This is a genomic window from Acinetobacter sp. I-MWF (assembly GCF_025433935.1).
Taxonomy (GTDB): domain Bacteria; phylum Pseudomonadota; class Gammaproteobacteria; order Pseudomonadales; family Moraxellaceae; genus Acinetobacter; species Acinetobacter guillouiae.
On the sequence record NZ_JAMBAR010000001.1, the window covers coordinates 932106 to 956960 of the forward strand.

The window sequence follows — 24855 nt, forward strand, 5'->3', positions numbered from 1 at the left end:
CTTAAACATAAATTCAAACCATAAAAATTTGATAAAGACAGAGCAGTACTTTTAATTGACTTTGTTAAGAACACGTCCATCTACAGTCATGGTCCATGTCCCATTGGCAGTTTGTTGCGGTGCTTGAGAAACTTTAAACTCAGTTGAAAGTGGTCCAATGCCAGCACTAAAGTTATTGCCTTCAAATTTAGAAATTGGGGCAGATACAGATGAACTTGAATTAGGTTGTTTATTGCTATATTCAACGCGGCCTTCAGGTGTAATCATCAAATTTACACTGCCATCCTCACTTTGCCACGTGCCTGAGTAGTTTTGCTTATCTGTCGGTAACGGTTTGCTACATGCAACAAGTAGGGTGCTGATGATGCCTAAACCGATCAGTTTTTTTAACATTTTAAATTCCTCGTTAGTCTTGATATGTCAGGTTTTAATTATAAATTTATCAATTTTACAAACTGATTTAAGTGCAAAATAGTATAGCTGAATTATTCAATAATTCGAATTAGAAAAGCACTCAGGAGGCATAATGGGCGTATGTACGAGTTATCTTAAAGATTAAAGATCAGAAAAATGAAGTTATTGGGTGACTTTAAATTTTTTTAAAAGTGCAATTTATATAAAAAATATTCTAAATTATTGGTTTGAATCAATCGCGATACTGTGGGTAAACCACATTTAATCTTTTCTGTAGTTTAGAGTCCTTATGAAAGGATGGAATTTATTTTTTCATAAGGTATTGATAATTATTTTATTTATTTTTTAGAAAGGAAGCACTTTGCTTTTGCATATAAATTAATCATAGTTAGCGATATTTTGATTATACTCAAAGCACGAAAAAATGGATTTAAAAACAATGAAACTTTATACCAATGCACATTCTCGTGGAAATACCATTTTGCCTTTATTAAAAGAATTAGATATCGAAGATCAAGTCGAAATTTTTCAAGTGGATTATAAAGACTTGAATCAGCCTGAATATTTGGCATTGAATCCGATGGCTAAGATTCCTTTTTTAGTGGATCAAGGTTCTGTCATTTCTGAGACGCCTGCAATCTTTGCATATTTAGCAGACAAATATATTGAGAAAGGTTTCGCACCCGCATTGAATGATCCCAAGCGTGGAGAATATTTAAAATGGTTATTCTTTTGCCACGGACCTTTGACTGAGTTTATGGATATTAAAAGCTTAGGTATTTCAACAGAACAAATTCAGGAACGGAGAAGAAGTCTAGGCTTTGGTACAGAAGAAACAATGTATAACTTTATTAAAATTGGGCTAAAGCAAGCAAATCCTTATTTGCTGGGGCATCAAATCTCTGCGGCTGATTTGTTTTTAGCATACTGGCTGATCTTCGCCATTTCTTTTAAAATTGTGCCATATCTAGACGAATTTAAGCCGTTTATACAGTTGATTCAACAGCGTGATACGGTAAAAGATGTAGCTTGGATTCAGGCCGTTTAGCGGAGTTTGTTCAGGGATGAATATGGTTTTAAAAATGGATTTTAAATTTATCTGGATGATTCGGAATAGTGACAATTTAAATATTATCGGTTGTTTTACAGATAAAGTAGCTGCTGAAAATACATTTATGATCATCAGCTTAAGTGAATAACATCAGAAAAAATAAAAAGACTAAATCGCAGCATGATCTAGTCTTTTTATTCAGATCGTCTTTTCAGACAACCCAATTGCTAACTCGGGAGGAGTATTAAATCTTATTGACCTGCTTGAGGAGCAGAAGTCGCTGGAGCTTCAGCAGCGCTTTCAGTCGCAGGTTGAGCTGTAGGTTGACCAGCAGCTTGAGTATCTTCAGCTGCAGCTGGTTGTTCTTGAGTTGATACAACAACTTGTTCAGCTTCAGTTGCAGCTGTATCAGTAGCAGCAAAAGTTGAGAAAGCAGTGAAAGCAAGTGTAGTAGCTAAAAGTGTTTTAACGAGTTTCATTTTGGCATCCTTAATTCATTGAATTGATCGTATAACGACCTGTGAGAGCGTCAGTTGTTAAATGCGTTGCTGATCACAGGGAGTAGTGTCATGCTAAGTGCAGATGAAAAAATGGGCAACCTAAGCAACAAAGCGTAACAGACAGGTTTACATGTTTAAAACAAATCATTGTATTATGTTGTTTTTTTGTGACTCATTGACTTTTACCAATAGGTAAAAATGTATGTAAATATGAAAAGTTGATTAAAAAATAGACTGCGCGGTTACTTACAATTAACATTCACGATGCAATTTTTATGAATGGGGTATTGGAGTTTTGGATTGTTTTTGTAATTTTAATTTAAAAAATAGATTTAAAACCTGAAACTATTGGCACATTTTCAGTAATAATAAGAAGCGCCGCGATACCCGTCAATTTCTTTCATTTAATCTGCTGAGTCGATCCTTTGAAGATTTTAAGCCAAAAAACAGTCAAAACTCATATTATTTCTGGTTTTTTAGGGGCTGGAAAGACCACCTTATTACAGCATTTGCTTCAACAGAAGCCAGAAAATGAAACGTGGGCGGTTCTGATGAATGAGTTTGGGCAGATTGGTGTAGATCAGCAATTGTTACCACAAGACTCAGGCTATGAAGTAAAAGAATTACTCGGTGGTTGTTTATGTTGTGCAGGACAATTGCCTATGCAAATTGCCTTGTCTCGATTGATTTATGATAAACAACCCGATCGACTATTTATAGAACCCACAGGCTTAGGTCATCCCGCTCAACTTTTGGCACAATTGACTGAACCACAATGGCAAGCGCAAATTGATATGCGTGCATTGGTGACAGTAATTGATGGGAGTCGCTTACATGATTCTGAATGGGTGAATCAAGAGCTTTATCAAGACCAGTTAAAAGCTGCACAAATTGTTGTGGTTTCACATGCAGATAGCATGTCTGCGTCTGATCATGAGGTATTAAACCAGTTTAAAAATGATTACTTTGCTTATATTCAAACTTGGGTATTGGCAGAGCAGGGCAAACTTGATATTCAACAGCTGGATCTATCCCATCAAGGGGTTGAGAGAAAAGTTGTACCGCTGATTCAAGTGCAAAAGCAATTTAACCCCGATGAAGTACTGCCTGTGGTTAAACAATTGCCTTATCACTATGTTGAAACGTCTAATGGATATACTGTTGCAGGTTGGAAATTTTCAAAGCGTTGGCAATTCGATTTTTATGACTTGTTAGATGTCTTGTGTGAGCAAAAAGACTGGTTGAGGATCAAAGGGATATTCAATACCAATCAAGGTTGGATGACATTTAATTTTAATCCCGAAAATTTGAATTATAAATCGGGTGAAGAAAGCTTGGATAATCGGATTGAACTCATTAGCCAGCACAATCGTGATTGGGAAAGTTTAGAAACGGCTTTGTTGAATTGTCGAATTGATCAGGCGGAAAAAACGCAGTAATCCTTTTGAAAATCTTATAGACTGTGCGCCATATTTAAGAACTTTTTGGAACTTTCATGGCATTAAAAGCAACAATTTATAAGGCTGATCTCAATATTGCCAATATGGATGTGCATCAATATGGTGATTATCAGTTCACGATGGCATTACATCCGTCTGAAACGATTGAACGCTTAATGGTGCGTGTATTGGCATATGCTCGTTTTGCAGATGAACGTTTGGAATTTACCAAAGATTTATTTGAAACTGATGAACCTGCTTTATGGGAAAAGGATTTAACCGGACAGTTGATTAAATGGATTGAAGTTGGTTTGCCTGACGAAGACAAAGTTAAAAAAGCGGCAGCACGTTGTAAAGAAGTGGCTGTCATCGCCTATGGTTCAGCCGTTGCAGAATGGTATAAAAGAAGTTCTAAACTCAAAACCTTGTCAAATGTTCAGGTATGGCAATTGTCTGAGGCGACGACAACTGCAATTCAAGCTTTATGTCAACGCACCATGCAATTGCAATTAAATGTTATGGATGGTGAGTGGACCTTGATTGGGGATGATGCTCAAGCTGTGATTGAATGGACTCAGTTACAGTAATGATTGTTCTTCAATAAAAAATTGACAAGAAAAGCAAGCGAATCGCTTGCTTTTTTTTGCTCAAATTTCGTATACCTAGAGGGATAAAAATAGTTATGTAGAAAATCAATGAATAATGACATCTACCATTTACTGATGGCTTTGGCGATTGGTGCGATTATTGGTGCAGAGCGTGAGTATCGCAGCAAGTCAGCAGGGTTACGTACCATGATTATGGTGAGTTTAGCATCCTGCTTATTCACCATACTTTCAATTAAAATTGGGGTACAAAATCCTGACCGTTTGGCAGCAAATATTCTGACGGGTTTGGGGTTTTTAGGTGCTGGGGTTATTTTTAAAGATGATAACCGAATTTCAGGGATTACCACTGCAACAACAATTTGGATGGTGGCTGCATTAGGTATGGCCGCTGGTGCAGGTTATGAATATTTAGCATTTGTTGGAACGCTACTGGTGCTGGTTGTTTTAGTATTTCTCGTCTATTTTCAAGAAAAAATTGAAGCGATTCATCAAGCTCGTAATTACAGGATTTTATGTGATTATCAACAAGAGACCTTAGATAAATATGAAGAATTGTTTAAGCAATATAATATGAAAATTTTACGTGGCGTACAAAATAAAACTGAAAAACAGATTGTTGGGCGCTGGGTGTTAATTGGATCTGCACAGAATCATAAAAAACTCACAAACTATTTGCTTTTAAATCAAGAAATTAAAGAGTTAAGTTTCTAAAATAAGAAAAAAGTGTGGTTGATTTATTCAATCCTTAATTCATCAAATTTTCAGCTTAGCGATTTAATCTAAGCAATTGCATAAAGTATTGGAGTAAACCGATGCGAGATCCTTATGAACGTGTTATCCATTTTAATCAGTCGCGAGATGAGCGATTTTTAGCAATTAAATATAAATTAATGGCGAGTAGTGCTTTCCGTTTTTTCCGTGGTTCATGTCATTTATATTATGAAGATTTGGCAAGCCAACAAACATGGAAAGATCAAACCATCACTTGGATTTGTGGTGATTTGCATGTCGAAAATTTTGGCAGTTATCGTAGTCGGCATCAGGTGGTTTATTTTGATTTAAATGATTTTGACGAGGCAATTTTGGCCCATCCAACGTGGGATGTGTCGCGTTTTATTTGTAGCATATTTTTAGCTGGCAAAGAGCTGAATATCGGCGACGATGATTTAAAAACGATTGCAGCACAACTGCTAGATGAGTATTTAAATGCACTTCGTATAGGAAAAGCTTATGCAGTAGAAAAAGAAACCGTCGATGGCATTTTAAAGAAATATATTGCAGCCGTTTCTGAACGTGATCCTGTGGCATTTATTGAAGCGCGTTGTTCTTTAGATAAAACAAGTGATCGACGCTATTTGGTGATTGATCAGAAAAAATATTTTAAAATAGAATCCAAAAGCTTATATACGTCGCTGATAAAAACATTTTCTGAGAATTTACAAAAACTCAATACGAAAAATCAATCAAATTTTCAAGTATTAGATGTCGCAGTACGCATTGCGGGAACAGGAAGTATCGGTTTAAATCGCTATGTATTTTTAGTTTATGATCGTGAAAATAAAACTTATACGTTATTCGATATGAAACAGGCCCAAGCTTCCTCTCTAAGCTTGTCACCATTTCTAAAAATAGAGCAACCAGAATGGGATGATCAAGCGCAACGCATTCAATTCATCCAAACACTCATGCAGTACCAAATCCCGGCTCAGTTATCACGGCTAGACTTTCAAGGACAAGCGTATATTGTCAAAGCATTACAACCCGAACAAGATAAAATTGATTTTAAACAGTGTGTAGATAAACCTAAAAAATTTACCGATGCCTGCTATAACATGGCCCGATTAATTGCTTATGCTCAATTGCGTTCGGCAGGGCGTAAAGGTTCTTCAACAGCAGATGAATTAATCAATTTTGCACAACAAGCAGAACTTTGGAAAACGCAATTGTTGAAATACACGTATAATTACGCCCAACAAGTTGAGCAAGATTATCAACGTTTTTGTAAAAGTTATGCTGAATATCGTACTGAACAAAAGACAGTGATAAGTAAAGCTTTGCACAAACCCGAATGATGAATAGGAATAATATATGTCAAATGAATTAAAAATTATCGACTTAAAAGTTGGTGAAGGTAAAGAAGCGGTAAAAGGTGCTTTGATTACAACTCATTATACTGGCTGGTTGGAAGATGGAACCAAGTTCGATTCTTCAATTGATCGTGGCAATTACTTTGAAACAGTGATTGGAACAGGGCGTGTAATCAAGGGCTGGGATCAAGGCATTATGGGGATGAAAGTGGGCGGTAAACGTAAATTGATCGTTCCTGCACACTTGGCGTATGGCGAGCGTAAAATGGGAAAAATTATTCCAGCAAACTCTAATCTGATTTTTGAAATTGAACTTTTTGATGTAAAAACGCGTGATTAAATCTGCGAAATGTCTGAGCTAATTTAGTCCTCAACATGGACGCAAAAATAGAGATCAATTGATCTCTATTTTTTTATGTCTAATGAAGCATCTATTGACTACACTGTCTTATGTTAGTGATGTTGAAAGAGTCTTTTTGATTTCTGTATATATTACTCAGATAAAAATATCATTCGAATCCGACTTTATGCGCTTATAATTTAGCTAATAGTGTGATTTTAAACACAATAGTTTTATTTTTTTGTTTGTTATTTGCTCAATACTTAACAATCATCTACAATACTTTTGTCTTAAAAGTGTTTAAATGTCATAAATAAATAATTCTGCTCAGAGTTATTTTTTAAGGTTCGTTTCAGTTTTATTCTTTTAAATCATCGTTGTAAAACCTCTGGTTCAATTCGTCTTGAAAAAGGATTTTAGTATTTCAATATTGATGTACTACGGACGGATTCAGATTTAAAACAATGATGATCGAGTATTTAAATATATGCTAAGCCGTTACTTTTCTCCTTCAGCGATGATATGCGTAACACTATTGTTTTCGTCCTTTTATAATAGTGCAATGGCAGAAGTAGACCAAGTTGCTACTGAAACTCCAATCGAGCATGAATTACCTAAAATTGATTTAAATACGCTGACGATTATTGGTTATCATGAAATTACGCCGAATCATGATGCTGTGATTCCAGATTATGCTGTGACCACGAAACAGTTTGAGCTGCATTTAGATTGGCTACAAAAAAATGGCTATAATTTTGTCAATGTAGACCAAATTATTAAAGCCAACGAAGGTAAATATAAACTACCCACCAAACCTGTATTGTTGACTGTAGATGATGGTTATCAATCTTTTTATCAATATGCATATCCAGTCATTAAACAACGTAAAATTCCTGTTGTACTCGCTGTCGTTGGCTCATGGTTAGAACCTAAAGCTAACGAAATGGTTCAATTTGGGGATGAAAAATTAGCACGTAAAAAACTTTTGACTTGGGATGAACTTAAAACCATGCAAAAGAGTGGCTATGTAGAAATTGGTAGCCACAGTTATAACTTACATCGTGGTATTTTAGGCAACCCGCAGGGCAACTCTGAGCCTGCCGCAGTCACACGCGAATACGATCCAAAAAGTAAAACCTATGAATCTGACAAAGTCTATGCAGATCGCATTTTTAGTGATTTGAAAAAAAATAATAAATTATTGCAATCACATGGTTTAAAAGCACCACGTGTGATGGTGTGGCCATATGGTCGTTATAATATGGAAGCGGTTGCTTTGGCTAAAAAAGTCGGTATGCCGATTACCATTAGCTTAGATGATGGTCCAGACCATATTGAAAAATCCTTAGGTCATTTGAACCGTATTCTTGTCGAAGGCAATATGACCACGGATTCTTTGGCACAAGAAATCCAAAGCCGTCAGATGAACTTTACTGACAATAACCGCCCACAAAAAGTCATGCATGTGGATTTAGACTATATCTATGATCCTGATGAAGCGCAGCAAGAGAAAAACTTAGGGCATCTGTTAGACCGTATTCGTGAAATGAATGTCACCACGGTATTCTTACAGGCGTTCGCTGATCCAGATGCGAATGGGTCAGCCGATATGGTGTATTTCCCAAATCGTTATCTGCCAATGCGTGCAGATTTGTTTAACCGTGTTGCATGGCAGATTCAAACGCGTACCCATGTGAGTCGTTTATATGCGTGGATGCCTTTGTTGGCTTGGGACTTACCTGCTTCAAATCCTGCATCTAAAGATGTGGTAGTGACTCAGCAAGCCAAAGACAGCGATCATTTAAATATGGGATATCATCGTTTAAGCCCATATTCACCAGAAGCACGCAAAGTAATTGAAGGCTTATATCAGGATTTAGCAAAATCGACGACGTTTGATGGCATCTTGTTCCATGATGATGCAACACTTTCAGATTATGAAGATGCTAGTCCAGAAGCGATTAAAGCCTATCAAAAAATTGGTTTACCAGCCGATTTAGAAGAAATTCGTAATGATGATGCAAAATTGCAAAAATGGACTGATTTTAAAACCAAGACCATTGATAACTTTGCAATGGATTTGGCACAAAAGGCGCGTTATTACCAACCATTCTTACTGACTGCACGTAACTTATATGCTCAAGTTGCACTTTCAGCATATTCGGAAAACTGGTATGCCCAGTCTTTAGAACAATCGATTAAAAATTATGACTTTACTGCAATTATGGCAATGCCGTATATGGAACAGGCGCCAGATGCAACTAAGTTTTATAAAGATTTAGTACAAAACGTGAAGAAACAGCCCAATGGGATTAAAAAGACGATTTTTGAGTTACAAGCAGTGAACTGGCGTAATAATCAAAAGATTCCAACTTCGGAAATTGCTCAAACGATTCAGTCTTTGTATCAACAAGGTGTGATGCATGTAGGTTACTACCCAGATGATCCAATTGAAGATCATCCAAATACTGCTGAAATGCGTAAAGTATTTGATTCTAAACCACAACGATTGGTTCCTTAAGGTCTGATATGAGTGCATTTCAACACCTGTGGCAATCCGTATTAAACTTTATCTTCTATTATCCATTATTTATGTCGTATCTATGGATGATAGGCGCTTTAATTTTCTATTGGAAAGAACGTAAAGAGCCGCCATATACTCAACCGCCAACATTGGAAGAATATCCTTTAGTTGCTGTGCTTGTGCCGTGTTTTAACGAACAAGACAATGCGGATGAGACCATTAGTCATGCATTGAAGTTGAATTATCCAAACTTTGAAGTCATTGCGATTAATGATGGGAGTTCTGACAATACTGCAGAAATCTTAAATGCGTTGGCATTGAAGTATGACAAGCTTCGCGTTGTACATTTGGCTGAAAACCAAGGTAAAGCCATGGCTTTACAAGCGGGCAGTTTGCTTACCGATGCTGAGTTTTTAATTGGTATTGACGGTGATGCGTTACTTGACCCATATGCTGCACAATGGATGATTCGTCATTTTCTCAATAATCCTACTGTTGCAGCGGTGACAGGTAATCCACGTATTCGTACTCGTTCGACTTTGCTTGGACGGATTCAAGTTGGCGAATTTTCTTCAATTGTCGGTATGATTAAACGTGCACAACGTACTTTTGGTCGTTTATTTACAGTTTCTGGTGTGATTACTGCATTTCGTAAAAGTGCTGTACATGAGGTGGGCTATTGGTCACCAAACATGTTGACAGAAGATATTGATATTACTTGGAAATTGCATCGCGCGGGTTGGGAAGTAAAGTTTGAACCGAATGCCTTGGTTTGGATTTTAATGCCAGAAACCTTTGATGGTCTATGGAAGCAACGCTTACGTTGGGCCATGGGTGGCGCTCAAGTTTTAATTAAGAATTTTGATGTATTATTTAAACCGAAGCTGAATTTTCTATGGCCCTTGATTATTGAGCTGATCCTCACCTTAGTCTGGTCATATTTAATGCTGATTATGGTGATTTTCTGGATTTTGCATTTGCTGCTACCGTATGCAGGATTCCCTGCAATGAGTTCTCCATTATTACCGATGGGAACAGGTATTTTACTCGGTACAACTTGTTTACTGCAGTTCGCAATCAGTAAGTGGATGGATAGTCGTTACGAATCGAGTTTAGTGAAAAACTACTATTGGATGATTTGGTATCCCTTTGTATTTTGGTTGATTACAGTAACGGCAAGCATTGTTGCATTCCCAAAAGTTCTTTTACGTGGAGAAAGTAAAAGAGCACGTTGGGTTAGCCCAGATCGTGGTATGCGACATGATGACTAACATTTTAGTCAGAATAAGTTTTGAGATACGAATATGAAAACAAACTCTTTAATTATTGATGTACGTAAGCAGTTACCGTGGCATCGTCGTTATTTCTCCACGACAATGACGGCTATGCTGTGGGCATTTTGGTTACTGCTTTGGAGACCTATTATCATCTTAGTGGGATATCTTTCACTTGAGAAACCGCAACTGGTACATTATTTCTTTAATGCTTTTGCAAAAGCATTAGAAAGCGGATTATTTGCGTTGATTGCTTGTGCGATTTCTTTGTGGTTATGGAGTAACTTTGTTCCAGCGAAGACCAAAAAGGAAGCAGAAGCTAAATCCACACAAGAATATGCCGAACATTTCAACCTGAATGTGGATGATCTTATACATTCTCGTCAGCAAAAAATCGCTACAGTTCATCATGATGCTGATGGTCGCATCACATATATTGACTAATGGCTTAGTCAGCAAAAGTCCCACAGGTTGGGGCTTTTGTTTTCACAGGGAAACATAGATGTCCGCAAAAATAAACTCGGCAGAAAGTATTCGAGGTTTAGCTTGTTTAGCTGTCGTATTTTCTCATCTTGCAATGAGTTTTTTTCCATTTTTACATCATTTTGATCCTAATGAGAAAACAGATTTGGCTTGGGTGTATGCTATACATCATTTGCCTTTTGGTTTTCTTTACTCAGGTGATGCTGCTGTTTTTGTATTTTTTGTTTTAAGTGGCTTTGTGCTCAGTTATGCGATCTTAAAAAGCCCTCAACAATTTCATACAAAGATTAAAAATATGATGATTAAACGTTATCCGCGTTTAATGATTCCAGCACTGACTTCATGTGTCATCATTTGGTTGGTCTTTAAAGTTATCCATATTGATAGTAGTCATGTGGGTGCTTGGTTACATGCATTTGCGATACAAGATTTTAGTTTTAAACATGCATTATATGAGGGAACTATTGGTGCATTTTTATTCTCAGAAAGTGATATAAATTGGGTGTTATGGACCATGACGATTGAGCTTATGGGGTCATTCGCATTATTTTTTCTACTCTATTTGTATCATTATAAACATATTGCTTTTTGGCTAGGCTCACTTTTAATTCCTTGTCTTGCATTTCTTTGGCGAGGGCAAGGCTTTAGTTTTGGGATTTCCAGTTTTATCATTGGTATCTATATTTATTTATATGCCAAGCCACTTTCAAATGTTGTAGCTATTCCTATGCTATTGATGGGCCTATATTTGGCGGGTGCACATAATACCAGTGCGGCCTATAGCTGGGTTCATCATATTTTAGGGGAGAATACTTATGATTATAGTAATTTCATCGCTGGGATTTTAATTGTTTATAGTGTGTTGATGAGTCCATTACTGTCTAAAGGCTTAGATCACCCGATTTTAGTCTGGTTAGGAAAGTTATCTTTTTCTATTTATCTATTACATCTAATGATGTTGTATTTAATCTGTATTCCACTATTTAACTTATTTTTAAGTTGGCATTGGAGTTATTCTGTCGCTGTAATCTGCTCAGGGTTAACTGCAATTGCAGTCACTTTGATTGCTGCAAATTTTTATAGTGATTATGTCGATCAGTTGGCTATTAAGGTCAGTAATAAAATTGCCGACAAGGTTTTAAATTAGTCCTTTAAAAACTCGCATACAATTTGCAAATATTATTTACAATTTAAGATGTATTGAGTTGTTTTTTAGGCATTAAAAAATTGATAAATATGGTGATTTAATCAAGTATGGGCGACTCATTTTTAGCATGGATCGCTTATATGCATCTGTTCAAATCCATTGTTATTTCATTGATCGCAATGAGCGTTCAATTTACCCAAGCAGCCCCACTAAATGCTCAGCAAGCATTGACTGATGCACCGCCAATGAGTTTGTTTGAATCGTGGAATACACCCATTGAGCCCTTTAAAATTTTTAATCATGTCTATTATGTCGGTACTGAAAATTTATCTTCGGTACTGTTTGATACGGGTGATGGTTTGGTTTTAATTGATAGTGGGATTGATCAGTCGGCAGTGCAGATTAAAGCCAATATTGAAAAATTGGGATTTAAAATCACAGATGTAAAATATCTACTCAATAGTCATGCGCGTCTAGATCAAGCTGGTGGTTTTGCCAAATTAAAACAATGGAGTGGTGCTCAATTGGTCGCAAGTGCTGCCAATGCCGAAATGCTAGAAAATGGCGGCGTGACTGATTTCGCTTTAGGTAAGCAATTGCCTTTTCCATCTGTAGCTGTAGATATCATCATCAAAGATGGGCAACAGTTAAAGCTCGGTCGTCAAATTTTTACAGCACATGCGACGCCAGGCCATTTACCAGGTGCAACCTCTTGGACGACAGATATCCGTTATCACTTTAAAACCTATAAAGTCATCTATGCCGACAGTTTATTTACGGGCGGTTATTATTTGTTAAACAATGACAATTATCCAAATCTAGTTTCAGACATACGTCACACATTTAAAACTTTGGATGCAATCCATGCAGATATTTTTCTTGCCAATAAAGCGGATCGTTTCCATATGAAGCAGAAATTAGCCAAATTGAATGCGGGTGATAAAAAAGCATTTATTGATCAGACAGGTTTACAAAACTATGTAGCGAAGGGGAGAGTTGAATTTGAACAACAAATACAGCAGCAACAACGCTTAGCGCAGTTTAAAACATTGCAATAATTACTTTAAAATAAAACATGCTATATGCGTTATATAGCGTGTTTTATTTTAAATATTAGGGTTTGTTGACATTTCATAAATGGCTTGCGTTGTAGGTTAAAATTGAGCAGGCAAGGCATGAAACGAAAAGAATAGCGAGACTATTTTCGAGTTTCATAACGAAGGCTGAGATAATTTTAGCCACAACCCTGAGCAAGAACAAAGCACTGCTTTGTTTGCAGCGCAAGGCGCAGTGGGGGACTAGTGTGTTTTTTGCCGCTACGTGTTACCTTGCGAAACGATGTTTCTCATTATTTAGAATGACTAAATTTCATATTTCCTGCCTAGTATCGCCTAAAAAACACACGTAGTCGCAAACGTAGACGAATTGTCAACAGACCCTAGTAGAATTCAGACAAAACTGATCATTTATTTTTAAATGATATATAACAGATAACGGCTTATCTTAAAATATAGAAAATTGAAATGAAAATACAATATATCAAACAGTTATTATTCATTTGTAGTGTCGTGATCACGTCATCTATATATGCACAAGAATTTCAACAACTCAATATTCAAACGCAGCTTGCAAAACAATGCCATCAAGATGATGAAGACATATTTTCACCTCAAACTTATCAATTGCGCTCGACAAAAGTCGTATTAAAAACTTATTCATGTACCAGTAAAAAGCAAGACCGAGAACAATATTATTCGGCCTATGGGATACAATTGGGCGCTAAAAAATCATTATATTTAGTCGATCAACTGGCGGATGCCAGTGGTTATGTTGGTGTTAAATCTGAACAAGTGGATGCAGATACCATTGTGTTTGACAATATGTATGAACGTGGCGGCGATTTAGTGATTGTGTGGATGCCAGATCTACAAAATATCTATCATGTGAAAGTTCATTATATGGCTTCAGATGAAGGTGGGGTAAAGCTGTATCGTAAAAATGATCAGATTTTTATTCAAAAAATTGCTTTAAAAGCGCTTAAAGATGATCAACCGATATATAAAAATATAGGAAAACCCGTAATACTCAAAAAGGTGCCAGGCAAAGGGATCGTATTTGCTTCAGATGATCTAAAAGCATTACAAAATTAAAATAAGAGATCTGGTTTATCTGTATAAAGAAAACAATTGTTACGTTTAAGCTGGGTATCTCTAGTGAGATAGTTATACAATTTACTGGGTAAACTATTAAAAAAACAATCAAAATACTCAGCTTTAAACTTAGCTTATGAGTCTGAACTGGGGCGTATTATATGCTTGAGATTACGCTATGTTGAAATTTATCATTGTCCTATTATTTCTGATCACGTTATATTTGTTATGGCGATGGGTTGCTAAACAAAAAATTAATGCAGCTTTTGAAGAACAACGACAAGCGTTATCTCAATTGGTTCAAAATCCTCAAGAAGAGCATGAACTGCCCGAAAAAACGAAGCTGATTAAACAGATGATTGCAGAAGAGCGACAAAAGACGGGTTCAGCGCCAGTAACAGCACCATTAAGTCCTACAGTTCAAGTAGAGCAGTCGACCGTACTTGAGGAGCAACATGCCCCCGCCAAGCCGATCACTGATGAAGACCAACGTTTATTTGATGCAGCGGCACAACTGTTTTTTGAACAAGCTTTACAGACCAAAGATTTTTCTCAAGCCGGGCATATTCAACATGATGTACTCAGTAAAATGCCGATGAATACCCAAAGTCAGATCGGTTCTTTTGATTTTGGCGAATGGTCTGTTTTTTGGAGCTATCATGAACAATCACTTGAATACTATGTCGGACGTTATGGGGTGTTCTATGCGCATGTTGATCATCAAGGCGTAGAACATAAAGCTGAATTTAAAGATTGTTATTGATTTTCTATTAGACTGTTTAACTCTTTTAGTCGAAATGTTGTGGAATTGATTTCACAATCTAAATGCGCAAATCCTGATGCTAATCCCAAAGCCCCATAAGTAAGACTTCCCATGAGTTCATTACATTGAGCATCACGATAATTAAGCCAAGCTTTTTGTGATTTTTCCAGTAATAATTTATTGTTATCATCGTATTGCAGATAAATGCGATCATATAGCTTATTTATTTTCGCTTTATTTATTTTTAATTGCTACTGCATACATTGATAAGCTTGTCGTTGATCTTGTTGATTACATTGCGCATAAGCGGTATTGAATAGGCTCATAAAAAGCAAAGCTAAAAAACTATATTTGATCTTTTTTATCATTTAATATTCACCAAGAAATTGCAAATCAGTCAAGTATTATAGAGCGAGTTGTTGAGAAATTCGCGCTTTGACTTGATTTAAATAGAACAGATCATTATTCAGTCGATACATTAAAATCGCACCCTCATAATCGGCCACACTTATTTTTGCCAAAATTTTTGCATCGGCTTGATCCATTTTTTGTTGAAATAATTGATACAAGGCATTTTGCCAATCTTGGAAAATTTCACGGATTTTTTCCAAGACTTCTAAAGAAATATGGCTTGCCTCTAAGGACAGTATCCCAACTAAACAGCCTTTTATTTCATAACTAAAAAAATGAACAGCTTTATCATGGATGATTTGAAATTGTTGATTTGCATCCACTACAGCAAAATCTTCGAGTTTAAACAACGATTGATTTAAATAAAGATGAGTGTGCGCTAAGATCTGCATCAGCAAGGCTTGTTTGTTGGGATAATAATAATAAAACGATGCTTTACTGAGTCCACATGCTTTTGCCAACATCTCCATACTTGTCCCTGCATAACCATGTGCTTTAAATTGCAAAGCACAGGTATTTAACATCTGTTCAGGTGTAAGTTTTTGTGGGCGCATAGATGACCTTGCTGCTTATGGGCTTAAAATTAATTGTGGATGAATGTCTCGAAAGTATTAAACATTTTATCCCAAATTGGCTCCGAACCTTGACGAAAATAGCCCATATGTCCAATCTGTTTTAAACCAAATTCGTCGGCAGATATGTTGATAAAGTGCATGGGCGCATTTTTATAATGTTGCATAAAAGCATAACGAGAATTTGGCAATGCCCAATCATCATCTAAAGCGGCCACTGCATAAATCGGCGTTTTAATCTGGGCATATTGTTCATGCAAATTTTGTTGCTCAGGATCTGCAAAAAAGTAAGTGGGATTTTTACACCATCTACGCCATTGCTGGTAGACCCCTTTAGGTAAATCTGCACCCATATTGAGTTTACTCCAAGGTAAGTAACCTGTAATTGCCACCATAGGTGGAAAGATAATGTTCCAAATTACCTGAACTTTAATTTTTTCTTTCAATGGCATATAGCCATGCCAGCCAGCACCTGTGCCAAAACAATACATTGCACTTACCTTGTCGTGATTCGGTGTCAAGCCTAAAGCTTGTCCGCCGTAAGAATGTCCAACTAAAAATAAGGGCATATCTCGTTTAAAACTGTAGTCAATTGCACCTGCTAAATCTAATGTTCCCCAATCCAGATATGACATTTTAAAACCTTTTAATTGCCGTGGCGCAGATTTGGCCACGCCACGATAATCAAAAGTGAGTACTTGATAACCCAATTGTGCGGCATATTCAGAGAAGCGGCGATAAAATGCTTGTGGGACACCTGTTGCACTGGAGACAACTATAGTTGCTTTGATTGTATTGACTGGCGTGTAAAGTACGCCAGCCAATACATAACCATCCAGTGCCTTAAAGCTGATGGCTTGGCTGGTAAAACTATTGCCATTCAAGTGTTGGACTTCAGTTGAGTACTTTAAATTTTGCATGATTGTTCCCACAGTTATAGATTATCGCCGTATATTGCTATGATTGGTTTATTTGCCTTTAAACTGTGGTGCTCGACGTTCAATCATTGCTCTTACACCTTCTTGTGCATCTTCTGAGGCAAGTAAAGGGTTAAGTAGATTTTGTAGGTTTGCAAATGCGACTTCAGGGCTTTGTAAAAAGGCTTGATGTGCCGAATGCAGTGCCGCTTGGACGGCAAGTGGTGCAGCCTTGGCAATACGTTCAGCCAGCTCTATGGCACGTGTTAACTGTTGGTTATCCTCAACAACCTCAGTGACTAAGTTCATTTCATAGGCTGTTTGTGCATAAAATAAATCACCAGTTAACACATATTTCATGGCTTTTGCCCAGCCAGCAGCTTGGACGAAACGTACTGTTGCACCACCAAACGGTAAGATACCGCGCTGTACTTCAATTTGGGTAAATTGAGTATTTTCATTGGCGACAACGATGTCAGAATTCAACATCAATTCAATACCAGCGGTATAACAATAGCCTTGTACTGCGGTTACCAATGGTTTAGTTCTTTGACGCCCAACAGTTCCCCAAGGATTCACAATATCATCGCTAAAATTAAAAACACCATCGGCTAATTTTGGTTGTAACTCAACCAAGTCCAATCCTGCGGTAAAATGATCACCATGTGCAAAGACCACCGCACAGCGTAGTTGTGGATTATTTTCATATTCAGTTAAAGCCAGTGATAGGTCGTGAATCATATGACTATCAAAAGCATTGCGTTTATCTGCACGATCTAAGCCAATTAAAAAAATATGACCACGAATTTCACGACTGACTTTTCCTTGTAGATTTGACATTTGTTGTTCTCTCATTGGTTGTTTTATAAGTTTTTAAACGATCGTTAGAAAACTGTCAATCATTTTAGAATGACTGAACCGTTTACATGGGTATAGCATATTTAAGGCATTAAAGGATCGCTGCATTGTGTATGTTATTTGGTGCTATGGGGAAATGCTTATGCTTTTTATTATGAATTTAATAAGATTTAAAAATGTGCTCGTACACTTAAATGCCCAGCTAAATTTATCACTGGGCATTTAATTTAAAGAGATTTAAACTTGAAGAATTACTTTTTAAATTTGGTTAAAAGCTTTTGCATCGGTAATTTATCACTGGCATATCCATAAATTGCAGCAAAAGGTAAGGCTGTGCGAGCAAGATAGGCGACACGCCATAAACCACCATGATTTGCGCCTTCCATCATCAATTCTAATGGATGCCCCATCTCAGTTTCTGGATTTGCAACAGACTTAGGATTTCTTAAGTCATGAATCCAAAGCGCTGCCATAATTGAATTAGTGGTTTCAGGGCGGAACGCTTCTACATCAAACAAACTTGCACCGTTAAACGCAGCTTTAAGCAACGGATTCTTGGTAACCGAATGTGTCGTCGTGGATGGTGCAATATTGATACTGACGTGTTGCCCTTGATGTCGTGCTAAAGTTGCACGCCACTGTTGGATACGTTTTGCCAAGGCATAATTAGGGCCTTGTTCAACCACCAGACAATCAGCAATCCCATAGAATTTACCATTGTCAGAGCTAATCAATTGTTGATCATGGTGCTTAAAGAATTGCTTTAAGGAAAGGGTTGCAATCCCTTTGCTGAGTACAGTTTCAAATTTTGATCTATGTTTGAACTTTTTGTTTGAACCTTCAATCACTTCTTCAGGTACTGCATAAACATCTGTAGGCGTACACATATACATCAGTGATGAATCATTCTTGTGTTCACTGACATGGCTCATAATCGTGTCCATTGCCATCGACACACGCACATGTTTTTCACCATCCAAATAAGCAATTGAGGCCAAATCTAACTTGTGCGGATTATCACAAAGCCATTGTGTAATTTCTGGAATTTGGGTCAGTAAATTTGCACCAAGTTTGCTTTTTAATTCGTCAATATCATGGCTGTTGACGATTTTTTGAAAACTAGGTGCGTACAGTGTAGCATTGCCATTTTCAATGGTTTTAAGAATTCGCTCCCAAACGCGTTCATTGGGTAGATCAACGGCAACAATATTGGCTTTCCATTTCGATAACCATGTTAATGGGCCAGCCTCTGAAGCTGCGCCAAATAAAACTAAGGTACGATCCGATAAATCAAACCATTCAGGATGTGAAATCACTTCTCTGAGTGCATCAGCATGGCTGGCTTCAATAATGCCAGTATCTTGCCACTTTTGAATTTGCTGATATAGCGCTTCGCCTTGTAGTTTTTGCCCATGATAGGGTACAAACCATTCAACGTCATCTTTTGAATGACCTTTAAAACTAATGCTTTGAATCTTGTCTAGTACAGGAACTGTACCAATATCTTTTAAAGAATAGCGTTGTCCATCTCTAAAGAAATCAAAGCTATGTTGGGCTTTGTGCAAACCTTGTTTGGCAATAGTGATGGCGTTATGACTTGAACGAATCCCATGTTCGACCAATGCCTTAAAATAAACTGGATAATTTTTACGCCAGTTTTTTTCATCTAAAGCTTGCTGTGCGCTGAGATGATCAACCAAGGAAAGTGCTTCCGCAATGATTTCTTTACCGACTTGCGAGCTGCTACTTTTTTGAGTCTTTGGATGAACTGGAAACTGTAAACCGTCAATTGAACTGGACATGCAAAATATCTCGTTTTATTTCATCATTAATATACAGATGTATACATTATCCATGCCATATTCAATATTTGGGTGGCATTTTCTGACAAAATTTAGATAAATTGGTCGTATAAATTGAATAAATTAGTGCTAAAAATGTCTTAAATTATGCTTAGTATTTCATTTATAAAAAGTTTCATTGGTGTCATTTTGTGCGTTTTAAAGCGCGATTTGTTGATAAGCTAAAATGCAGTAAATATCAATTTGTGTATGATTTATATTCATTTATTACGCGAATATTTTATGTTGAAATTTGCGTAGATTATATTTTTACATCTTTTTAAGTTAATTCCGACAATTTTAGTTGATTTTCACTCATTCAGCCTCATCTTCAGTTAAAATACCGACTTCAGCTTGAGGATAGAGTTATGTCGACTGAGAACACCAATACTGCGGTTGCAGAAGAAATTCCAAATTTATTGATTACTCCCAATGCGCAAGAGTATTTAAAAGATCTTTTGGAGAAGCAAAATACTCCAGGAATTGGCGTTCGTGTATTTGTTGAAAATCCAGGTACTCCACGTGCTGAATGTTGTATGGCATATAGTGCACCTGATGAAATTGCTCCAACAGATTACAAACAAGATTATCCTGATTTTCCAGCATTTATTGATACACCGTCGATTCCATATTTGAAAGATGCTGTAATTGATTACAATAAAGACCGTTTTGGTGGACAGCTTACTTTCCGTGCACCTAACTCGAAAGTACCACGTGTTGGTCCAGATGCGTCTATGGAAGAACGAATTACTTATATTCTTCAGGCAGAGATCAATCCAGGATTAGCAGGGCATGGCGGAAACTGTGCATTGGTAGAAGTGGTCGAAGATGAAGAACATGGTTTAACTGCGGTATTAAAATTCGGTGGTGGCTGTCAAGGCTGTTCCGCAATTGATGTAACGTTAAAACAAGGTGTAGAAACTACACTTAAAGAGCATATTCCTGAACTCGGACGTGTGGTCGATCAGACTGACCATAGTCAAGCAGAAGGTGCTTACTTCAAATAATCTGTATATCAATGTAGATATTTGATTGTTGTTTAAAACCTCCGAATTTCGGAGGTTTTTTTATGGATATCGCATAGCTAAACGTAAATTTTATATTTTAAATATTAATAAGCTTAAATGAAGCTTAAAAAATAGAATAAAAACTTAAAGATATACTTAAAAGTGACTAAATATTAAACGAATGGTTAATAAAAATGAGAATAATTCTTAATATTGTTTATAATGCTGTGGTGTTTTTATTACACATTGTATCTAAATCTTCATTATCTATTCTTTCTTAGCCTCTTTGGAATACCTTATGTCAACTAACCGTATCATCCAATCTGCGTTATCTCTCTCCATTATCACCGTTATGATGGGAACTGCCTATGCCGCAGAATCACCAGAAAACTCGAACAAAACCAATCCACAGTCTACAGAGTCAACCAAATTAGAGACGATTGTTGTCACTGCAAGTGGCTTTGAGCAAGAGGTGAAACAAGCAGCAGCATCTATTTCAGTTTTAACGCAAGAAGACATTAATAAAAAAGCATATAGAGATATAACGGATGCACTTAAAGATGTTCCTGGGGTCGTCGTCACAGGTGGTGGAAGTTCAAGTGATATTAGTATCCGTGGTATGGGAAGTGCTTATACAGTTTTTTTGATTGATGGCAAGAAGGTGAATACACGTTCAGTTCGACCAAATAGTGATAACTCGGGTATTGAGCAAGGTTGGATGCCAAGTATTGAAAGTATTGAACGTATTGAAGTGATCCGTGGTCCGATGTCAGGCTTATATGGTTCAGATGCCATGGGCGGTGTGATTAATATTATTACCAAAAAAGTCGCAGATACTTGGACAAGCTCGGTTAAATTGGATACGACACTACAAGAAAATAGAGATTCTGGGGATATCCATCAAGCAAACTTATATGTTTCTGGTCCTTTAATCCGTAATTTACTTGGCTTAAAGGCGAATGGAACATTCTCACAACGCAATGAAGATGACATTATTGGTGGCTATAATAAGCAACGTATACGTGCAGGTGGCGCAACACTGAGCTTGACGCCAAGTTCTGAACATACCATTGATTTAGAATATCAGCGATCCATTCAAAACCGTGATCAAACGGTAGGTAAAACAATCGCGAATGTACCAGGGCGAAATGGTAAGCTCCCAACAGACTCATATACAGATTATTATCGTACCGAATATAGTTTGACTCATCGTGGTGAAATTGGCGATTTAAAGACACATTCTTATATTCAACGTGAGGAAAATGAAAATCCATCCCGTAGTATGGAAGCAATCAATACAACGTTTAATACTTTGAACCAAATCAATTTAGGTTCTCATGCTTTGAGCTTCGGGGGAAGTTATTTAAAAGAAGAGCTTGAGGACTTTGGCAATCAGTTAGTTATTGGTGGATCAAAATTAACCAACTTAGATCGCTATAGTTGGGCATTATTTGCTGAGGATGCGTGGAATATTGTAGAGCCATTTACGGTAACTGCTTCATTACGCTATGATAAAGATGAAAAATTTGGTGATCATTTTAGCCCGAAAGTCTATGGTGTTTGGACCTTGAATGATAACTGGATTGTTAAAGGTGGGGTATCAACAGGTTATAAAACTCCGGCATTACGTGCCACTGTTGCAGGATGGGGACAAGCAACAGGTGGTGGTCAGTCGAGTGGTATGATTGTGGGGAATCCAGATTTAAAACCAGAAACAAGTATCAATTATGAAGCATCGATTAACTGGGATAATAATGACAATTTAGATGCAGGTTTTACCGTATTTAATAGTGAATTTAAAGATAAAATTACTGAAATTCGTACCTGTCAAGGAGACTCTGGAACTATGGGGTGTTCTTGGTTAGGACAACAATTCGACTTTGTCAGTCAACGTATTAATGTCGATAAAGCAAATATGCGTGGTATAGAGGCAACTCTAGGTTGGGCAATCACTCCAGATGTTCGTTGGGCAACAAATTATACATTTACGGATACTGAACAAAAGAGTGGAGCATTTAAAGGCCAACCTTTAAATGAAATGCCGAAACATATGTTTAATACAACATTCGATTGGCAAACAAATGATCAAGTCGGGATGTGGAGCCGTTTAAATGTAAGAAGTAAAACTTCTGACTATTTAAGTCGTACATCTATGGGGAAAGGTAGACCAGCGTATGCAATGATTGATGTCGGTCTAAACTATAAACCTTCCAATGTCTTACAGTTTAATGCTGGTATTTATAACTTATTTGATAAAAGCATAGATACTGCGACTTATAATTATGTATTGGATGGTCGCCGTTACAATTTGGGTTTAATTTATAAGTTCTAAAGCTCAATTAAATTGTATTAAATCTGTTTAGTCATGAAAAAGGCGCTTTATGCGCCTTTTTCAATATTGAGAATCTTTAAAGTTTTATCTGAATAATAAAATTTTTCCAGATAGATCCGTGCACGACTCTTTAAGTGTTGAGAAGCAACCATTTGTTGAATAACAGGTTCAAGTAACTGGTGTAATTGATTTTGAATCAACGCTTCATCAATATTGATATCACTTAAAATTAAATCAAAAGGGCGTTCTTCATTACGTACATACCAAGTCAGTACACCATCATGCACTTGTTTTTTTAAATAATCTGTTTGGCGAATATGTTCCCATATTTCATGACCCATACCTACAGTTTTAGGCAGGTCGTTAATTTCAACATAATTATGCAATACAGCAATCGGTATTTTTTTAATTTTATGCCATAAATTGGCTTGAAAATGATAAAGCTTATTGTCATCAAACTGTTGGTTAATGACTTGTTCACTCAATTGACTAATTTTAATAATATTTTTTTGCAGATAATGCTTAACTGTATCATCTAAATTCGTGTCGGTAACCGATTCTAAAACTGATTTTCCCATCTTCATAAAACGTCCCACACCAGGGACTTTTTTATTCATGACCGAATTATCAATATAGTCTTGGATAGAGTGATGGATTAGTTGGGTTAACATGCTTGAAAAGGCAGGATTATTGACAACACGTTTGATCAAAGCTTGGCGATGCCCCGATTTGCTTGCGACATATTGGGCAATTTTATCAATCGTGGTGACTGGAATAATATCTTCAATTAACGTTTCATCGTTACTTGGATGAATCAAGGCAAAACGAATATGTTCAGCGATTTGCTCGATGAGAAAGTTGTTTGCAGGTGTTGCTAAAATTTGCTTTGACAATAAATCATGAATTTGTGCAAAAGACCAAATTTGTTTTAAAGGCTGTTTTCTAAACCAGTGATAAAATTCAGTAAACTCAATTTTAATCGTATCAGCCTGTGAAAATTCTTGATCTAAAAAGTCAAGTTGGGCTTCGATCAATTGTTCAATAAGTTGATTTTTCATTTTTTGAACTCAATTTGTCCATGTGTTTGATCAGACAATGGGTTTTGCAAAGGTTGTACTTTGTTTAAAAAGCTTAAATAGTAATCCGCAACTCGTTCAGGTGCTTCAAGTAATGGCATGTGCCCAACACGTTGTAGAATAATCGGTGTTTCAGGGCGTTTTAATACCGATTTTAATTCATTTGCAACATCCACATTTACAATCTGATCTTGTTCACCCCAAAGGATCAGGGTGGGTGCTTCAATGTTTTTTAACATCGTGGTAAAAGTTGAAGGGGTATAAAGCCGATTGAGTGCGTCAATTTGATTGATGATTTTGGCTGTGTCTTGAGATTTAGCAATGAATAATTTTTCTTGTTCATCTTTAATTACACGAGCAGTAAAAGGGGGATTAAACATCACCTTTTTCATAACAAAATCTAAATCACCCTTTTGTGTGATTAATAATTGTTTGAGATAGATCGGGTTTCTTAAATAATTGGTATTTGTTGATTTAAAAATACCCCCTGTACTCATCAGGAACAAGCTTTTCGTATCAAATGGATACTGTGAAGCATAAAACATTGCAATGGTTCCACCCAATGAATGTCCTGCAATATTTAAATTATCTTGAATATGTGCAGCTTCAATAAAGCGTCTAAGTTGCTCAGTTACATTGGGTACAGATAAATCAAAATTGGCTGGAACCTGAGTACTTCCTGCTGAAGGCAAGTCTGGAATAATTACATGGTAATATGGGGTCAATGACTGTGCGATATCATTCCATGTATCACGGCTGCTGGCTAAACCGTGAATCAGTAAAACAGTTGGCTTATCTTTAGAACCGCCTTCACTATAAGACCAAATAACATCACCCACACGCAATGTTTTAGACGTTAATCCTGCCCAAGCACGTTCTTCTTGTACAATTTTTAAATAATCCACATATTCTGGTGTGGCAGCAGTTGCATTGTTATGACTACCTAAAAACAATACACCGATCGCAGTCAAACTTAACAATATGCTGTTTAAAAAATGAAGAATTTTTTTATGGGCCAGTTCAGACATGCAGAGGGTTCCGAGTAAAAGACTAGGCATTAT

At 36.8% G+C, this 24855-nt stretch carries 24 protein-coding genes; 15 read left to right on the forward strand and 9 right to left on the reverse strand.

All coding sequences use genetic code 11. The annotated features are described in order from the left end of the window. Window positions 1-51: 51 nt before the first annotated feature. Window positions 52-393, reverse strand: a complete 342-nt coding sequence (locus M2R48_RS04435; protein WP_262085212.1) for a hypothetical protein — start codon at window positions 391-393, stop codon at window positions 52-54. A 460-nt stretch (window positions 394-853) separates the two neighbouring features. On the opposite strand from M2R48_RS04435, the gene M2R48_RS04440 reads away from it, so the two are divergent. Beyond that, complete coding sequence (locus tag M2R48_RS04440; protein WP_262085213.1) at window positions 854-1462, forward strand: glutathione S-transferase family protein; 609 nt, start codon at window positions 854-856, stop codon at window positions 1460-1462. Window positions 1463-1716: 254 nt separating this feature from the next. Here M2R48_RS04440 and M2R48_RS04445 read toward each other — a convergent pair whose 3' ends face one another. After that, a complete protein-coding gene (locus tag M2R48_RS04445) occupies window positions 1717-1944 on the reverse strand; it encodes a hypothetical protein (protein WP_004722685.1) in 228 nt (75 codons plus the stop codon). A 446-nt stretch (window positions 1945-2390) separates the two neighbouring features. Between M2R48_RS04445 and M2R48_RS04450 the strand changes: the two genes are divergently transcribed. The 12 genes from M2R48_RS04450 (at window position 2391) to M2R48_RS04505 (ending at window position 14780) form a co-directional block, all read left to right on the forward strand. After that, window positions 2391-3404: a CobW family GTP-binding protein gene (locus M2R48_RS04450; protein ID WP_262085214.1), complete on the forward strand. Its 1014-nt coding sequence runs from the start codon at window positions 2391-2393 to the stop codon at window positions 3402-3404. A gap of 56 nt (window positions 3405-3460) precedes the next feature. After that, the gene (locus M2R48_RS04455) at window positions 3461-3991 is read left to right on the forward strand and encodes a YaeQ family protein (protein WP_004722682.1); all 531 of its coding nucleotides are present in this window, start codon (window positions 3461-3463) and stop codon (window positions 3989-3991) included. A 108-nt stretch (window positions 3992-4099) separates the two neighbouring features. Beyond that, window positions 4100-4723: an MgtC/SapB family protein gene (locus tag M2R48_RS04460; protein ID WP_262085215.1), complete on the forward strand. Its 624-nt coding sequence runs from the start codon at window positions 4100-4102 to the stop codon at window positions 4721-4723. Window positions 4724-4824: 101 nt separating this feature from the next. Beyond that, window positions 4825-6084, forward strand: a complete 1260-nt coding sequence (locus M2R48_RS04465; RefSeq protein ID WP_262085216.1) for a DUF2252 domain-containing protein — start codon at window positions 4825-4827, stop codon at window positions 6082-6084. A 16-nt stretch (window positions 6085-6100) separates the two neighbouring features. Next, window positions 6101-6439 (forward strand): FKBP-type peptidyl-prolyl cis-trans isomerase, encoded by a 339-nt coding sequence (locus M2R48_RS04470; RefSeq protein ID WP_262085217.1) that lies wholly within the window; start codon window positions 6101-6103, stop codon window positions 6437-6439. Between the two features lie 487 nt (window positions 6440-6926). Further along, window positions 6927-8960 carry a poly-beta-1,6-N-acetyl-D-glucosamine N-deacetylase PgaB gene (gene pgaB / locus M2R48_RS04475; protein WP_004819455.1) on the forward strand — a complete coding sequence of 678 codons (2034 nt, stop codon included), beginning with the start codon at window positions 6927-6929 and terminating at the stop codon, window positions 8958-8960. Between the two features lie 8 nt (window positions 8961-8968). Then, on the forward strand, window positions 8969-10234 hold the full coding sequence (gene pgaC / locus M2R48_RS04480) for a poly-beta-1,6-N-acetyl-D-glucosamine synthase (RefSeq protein WP_004819456.1): 1266 nt from the start codon (window positions 8969-8971) through the stop codon (window positions 10232-10234). A gap of 33 nt (window positions 10235-10267) precedes the next feature. Next, window positions 10268-10681 carry a poly-beta-1,6-N-acetyl-D-glucosamine biosynthesis protein PgaD gene (pgaD, locus tag M2R48_RS04485; RefSeq protein WP_262085218.1) on the forward strand — a complete coding sequence of 138 codons (414 nt, stop codon included), beginning with the start codon at window positions 10268-10270 and terminating at the stop codon, window positions 10679-10681. Between the two features lie 58 nt (window positions 10682-10739). Then, on the forward strand, window positions 10740-11867 hold the full coding sequence (locus M2R48_RS04490; protein ID WP_262085219.1) for an acyltransferase family protein: 1128 nt from the start codon (window positions 10740-10742) through the stop codon (window positions 11865-11867). Window positions 11868-12007: 140 nt separating this feature from the next. Continuing rightward, complete coding sequence (locus M2R48_RS04495) at window positions 12008-12925, forward strand: HARLDQ motif MBL-fold protein (protein ID WP_262085220.1); 918 nt, start codon at window positions 12008-12010, stop codon at window positions 12923-12925. Between the two features lie 465 nt (window positions 12926-13390). After that, the gene (locus tag M2R48_RS04500; protein ID WP_262085221.1) at window positions 13391-14017 is read left to right on the forward strand and encodes a hypothetical protein; all 627 of its coding nucleotides are present in this window, start codon (window positions 13391-13393) and stop codon (window positions 14015-14017) included. A 178-nt stretch (window positions 14018-14195) separates the two neighbouring features. Then, a complete protein-coding gene (locus M2R48_RS04505) occupies window positions 14196-14780 on the forward strand; it encodes a hypothetical protein (protein WP_262085222.1) in 585 nt (194 codons plus the stop codon). Here M2R48_RS04505 and M2R48_RS04510 read toward each other — a convergent pair. From M2R48_RS04510 to M2R48_RS04530, 5 genes are all read right to left on the reverse strand, one after another. Next, window positions 14774-15022: a lysozyme inhibitor LprI family protein gene (locus M2R48_RS04510; protein WP_315972852.1), complete on the reverse strand. Its 249-nt coding sequence runs from the start codon at window positions 15020-15022 to the stop codon at window positions 14774-14776. The genes M2R48_RS04505 and M2R48_RS04510 overlap by 7 nt on opposite strands. A gap of 162 nt (window positions 15023-15184) precedes the next feature. Next, complete coding sequence (locus tag M2R48_RS04515) at window positions 15185-15745, reverse strand: TetR/AcrR family transcriptional regulator (protein WP_262085223.1); 561 nt, start codon at window positions 15743-15745, stop codon at window positions 15185-15187. Window positions 15746-15774: 29 nt separating this feature from the next. After that, complete coding sequence (locus M2R48_RS04520; RefSeq protein ID WP_262085224.1) at window positions 15775-16683, reverse strand: alpha/beta fold hydrolase; 909 nt, start codon at window positions 16681-16683, stop codon at window positions 15775-15777. Between the two features lie 48 nt (window positions 16684-16731). After that, on the reverse strand, window positions 16732-17520 hold the full coding sequence (locus tag M2R48_RS04525) for a crotonase/enoyl-CoA hydratase family protein (RefSeq protein WP_262085225.1): 789 nt from the start codon (window positions 17518-17520) through the stop codon (window positions 16732-16734). A gap of 269 nt (window positions 17521-17789) precedes the next feature. Continuing rightward, on the reverse strand, window positions 17790-19340 hold the full coding sequence (locus M2R48_RS04530; RefSeq protein ID WP_262085226.1) for a hypothetical protein: 1551 nt from the start codon (window positions 19338-19340) through the stop codon (window positions 17790-17792). A 407-nt stretch (window positions 19341-19747) separates the two neighbouring features. Here M2R48_RS04530 and nfuA point away from each other — a divergent pair, with 407 nt between their 5' ends. Both nfuA and M2R48_RS04540 read left to right on the forward strand, forming a co-directional pair. Further along, window positions 19748-20386: a Fe-S biogenesis protein NfuA gene (gene nfuA, locus M2R48_RS04535; RefSeq protein WP_004819478.1), complete on the forward strand. Its 639-nt coding sequence runs from the start codon at window positions 19748-19750 to the stop codon at window positions 20384-20386. 298 nt (window positions 20387-20684) lie between these two features. After that, the gene (locus M2R48_RS04540; RefSeq protein WP_262085227.1) at window positions 20685-22718 is read left to right on the forward strand and encodes a ligand-gated channel protein; all 2034 of its coding nucleotides are present in this window, start codon (window positions 20685-20687) and stop codon (window positions 22716-22718) included. 47 nt (window positions 22719-22765) lie between these two features. On the opposite strand, the gene M2R48_RS04545 is transcribed toward M2R48_RS04540, so the two are convergent. Next, window positions 22766-23776, reverse strand: coding sequence for a hypothetical protein (locus M2R48_RS04545; RefSeq protein ID WP_262085228.1), 1011 nt, complete (start codon window positions 23774-23776; stop codon window positions 22766-22768). Next, the gene (locus M2R48_RS04550) at window positions 23773-24822 is read right to left on the reverse strand and encodes an alpha/beta fold hydrolase (protein WP_262085229.1); all 1050 of its coding nucleotides are present in this window, start codon (window positions 24820-24822) and stop codon (window positions 23773-23775) included. Before M2R48_RS04550 ends, M2R48_RS04545 begins: the two co-directional genes overlap by 4 nt. Window positions 24823-24855 lie beyond the last annotated feature (33 nt).

Coding starts and splice junctions, on each gene's coding strand:
- M2R48_RS04530 (WP_262085226.1), bottom strand. CDS start 19,340: ATGTCCAGTTCAATTGACGGTTTACAGTTTCCAGTTCATCCAAAGACT.
- M2R48_RS04505 (WP_262085222.1), top strand. CDS start 14,196: ATGTTGAAATTTATCATTGTCCTATTATTTCTGATCACGTTATATTTG.
- nfuA (WP_004819478.1), top strand. CDS start 19,748: ATGTCGACTGAGAACACCAATACTGCGGTTGCAGAAGAAATTCCAAAT.
- M2R48_RS04445 (WP_004722685.1), bottom strand. CDS start 1,944: ATGAAACTCGTTAAAACACTTTTAGCTACTACACTTGCTTTCACTGCT.
- M2R48_RS04540 (WP_262085227.1), top strand. CDS start 20,685: ATGTCAACTAACCGTATCATCCAATCTGCGTTATCTCTCTCCATTATC.
- M2R48_RS04545 (WP_262085228.1), bottom strand. CDS start 23,776: ATGAAAAATCAACTTATTGAACAATTGATCGAAGCCCAACTTGACTTT.
- M2R48_RS04470 (WP_262085217.1), top strand. CDS start 6,101: ATGTCAAATGAATTAAAAATTATCGACTTAAAAGTTGGTGAAGGTAAA.
- pgaB (WP_004819455.1), top strand. CDS start 6,927: ATGCTAAGCCGTTACTTTTCTCCTTCAGCGATGATATGCGTAACACTA.
- pgaC (WP_004819456.1), top strand. CDS start 8,969: ATGAGTGCATTTCAACACCTGTGGCAATCCGTATTAAACTTTATCTTC.
- M2R48_RS04435 (WP_262085212.1), bottom strand. CDS start 393: ATGTTAAAAAAACTGATCGGTTTAGGCATCATCAGCACCCTACTTGTT.
- M2R48_RS04495 (WP_262085220.1), top strand. CDS start 12,008: ATGCATCTGTTCAAATCCATTGTTATTTCATTGATCGCAATGAGCGTT.
- M2R48_RS04465 (WP_262085216.1), top strand. CDS start 4,825: ATGCGAGATCCTTATGAACGTGTTATCCATTTTAATCAGTCGCGAGAT.
- M2R48_RS04490 (WP_262085219.1), top strand. CDS start 10,740: ATGTCCGCAAAAATAAACTCGGCAGAAAGTATTCGAGGTTTAGCTTGT.
- M2R48_RS04460 (WP_262085215.1), top strand. CDS start 4,100: ATGAATAATGACATCTACCATTTACTGATGGCTTTGGCGATTGGTGCG.
- M2R48_RS04515 (WP_262085223.1), bottom strand. CDS start 15,745: ATGCGCCCACAAAAACTTACACCTGAACAGATGTTAAATACCTGTGCT.
- M2R48_RS04440 (WP_262085213.1), top strand. CDS start 854: ATGAAACTTTATACCAATGCACATTCTCGTGGAAATACCATTTTGCCT.
- M2R48_RS04455 (WP_004722682.1), top strand. CDS start 3,461: ATGGCATTAAAAGCAACAATTTATAAGGCTGATCTCAATATTGCCAAT.
- M2R48_RS04525 (WP_262085225.1), bottom strand. CDS start 17,520: ATGTCAAATCTACAAGGAAAAGTCAGTCGTGAAATTCGTGGTCATATT.
- M2R48_RS04520 (WP_262085224.1), bottom strand. CDS start 16,683: ATGCAAAATTTAAAGTACTCAACTGAAGTCCAACACTTGAATGGCAAT.
- M2R48_RS04500 (WP_262085221.1), top strand. CDS start 13,391: ATGAAAATACAATATATCAAACAGTTATTATTCATTTGTAGTGTCGTG.
- pgaD (WP_262085218.1), top strand. CDS start 10,268: ATGAAAACAAACTCTTTAATTATTGATGTACGTAAGCAGTTACCGTGG.
- M2R48_RS04550 (WP_262085229.1), bottom strand. CDS start 24,822: ATGTCTGAACTGGCCCATAAAAAAATTCTTCATTTTTTAAACAGCATA.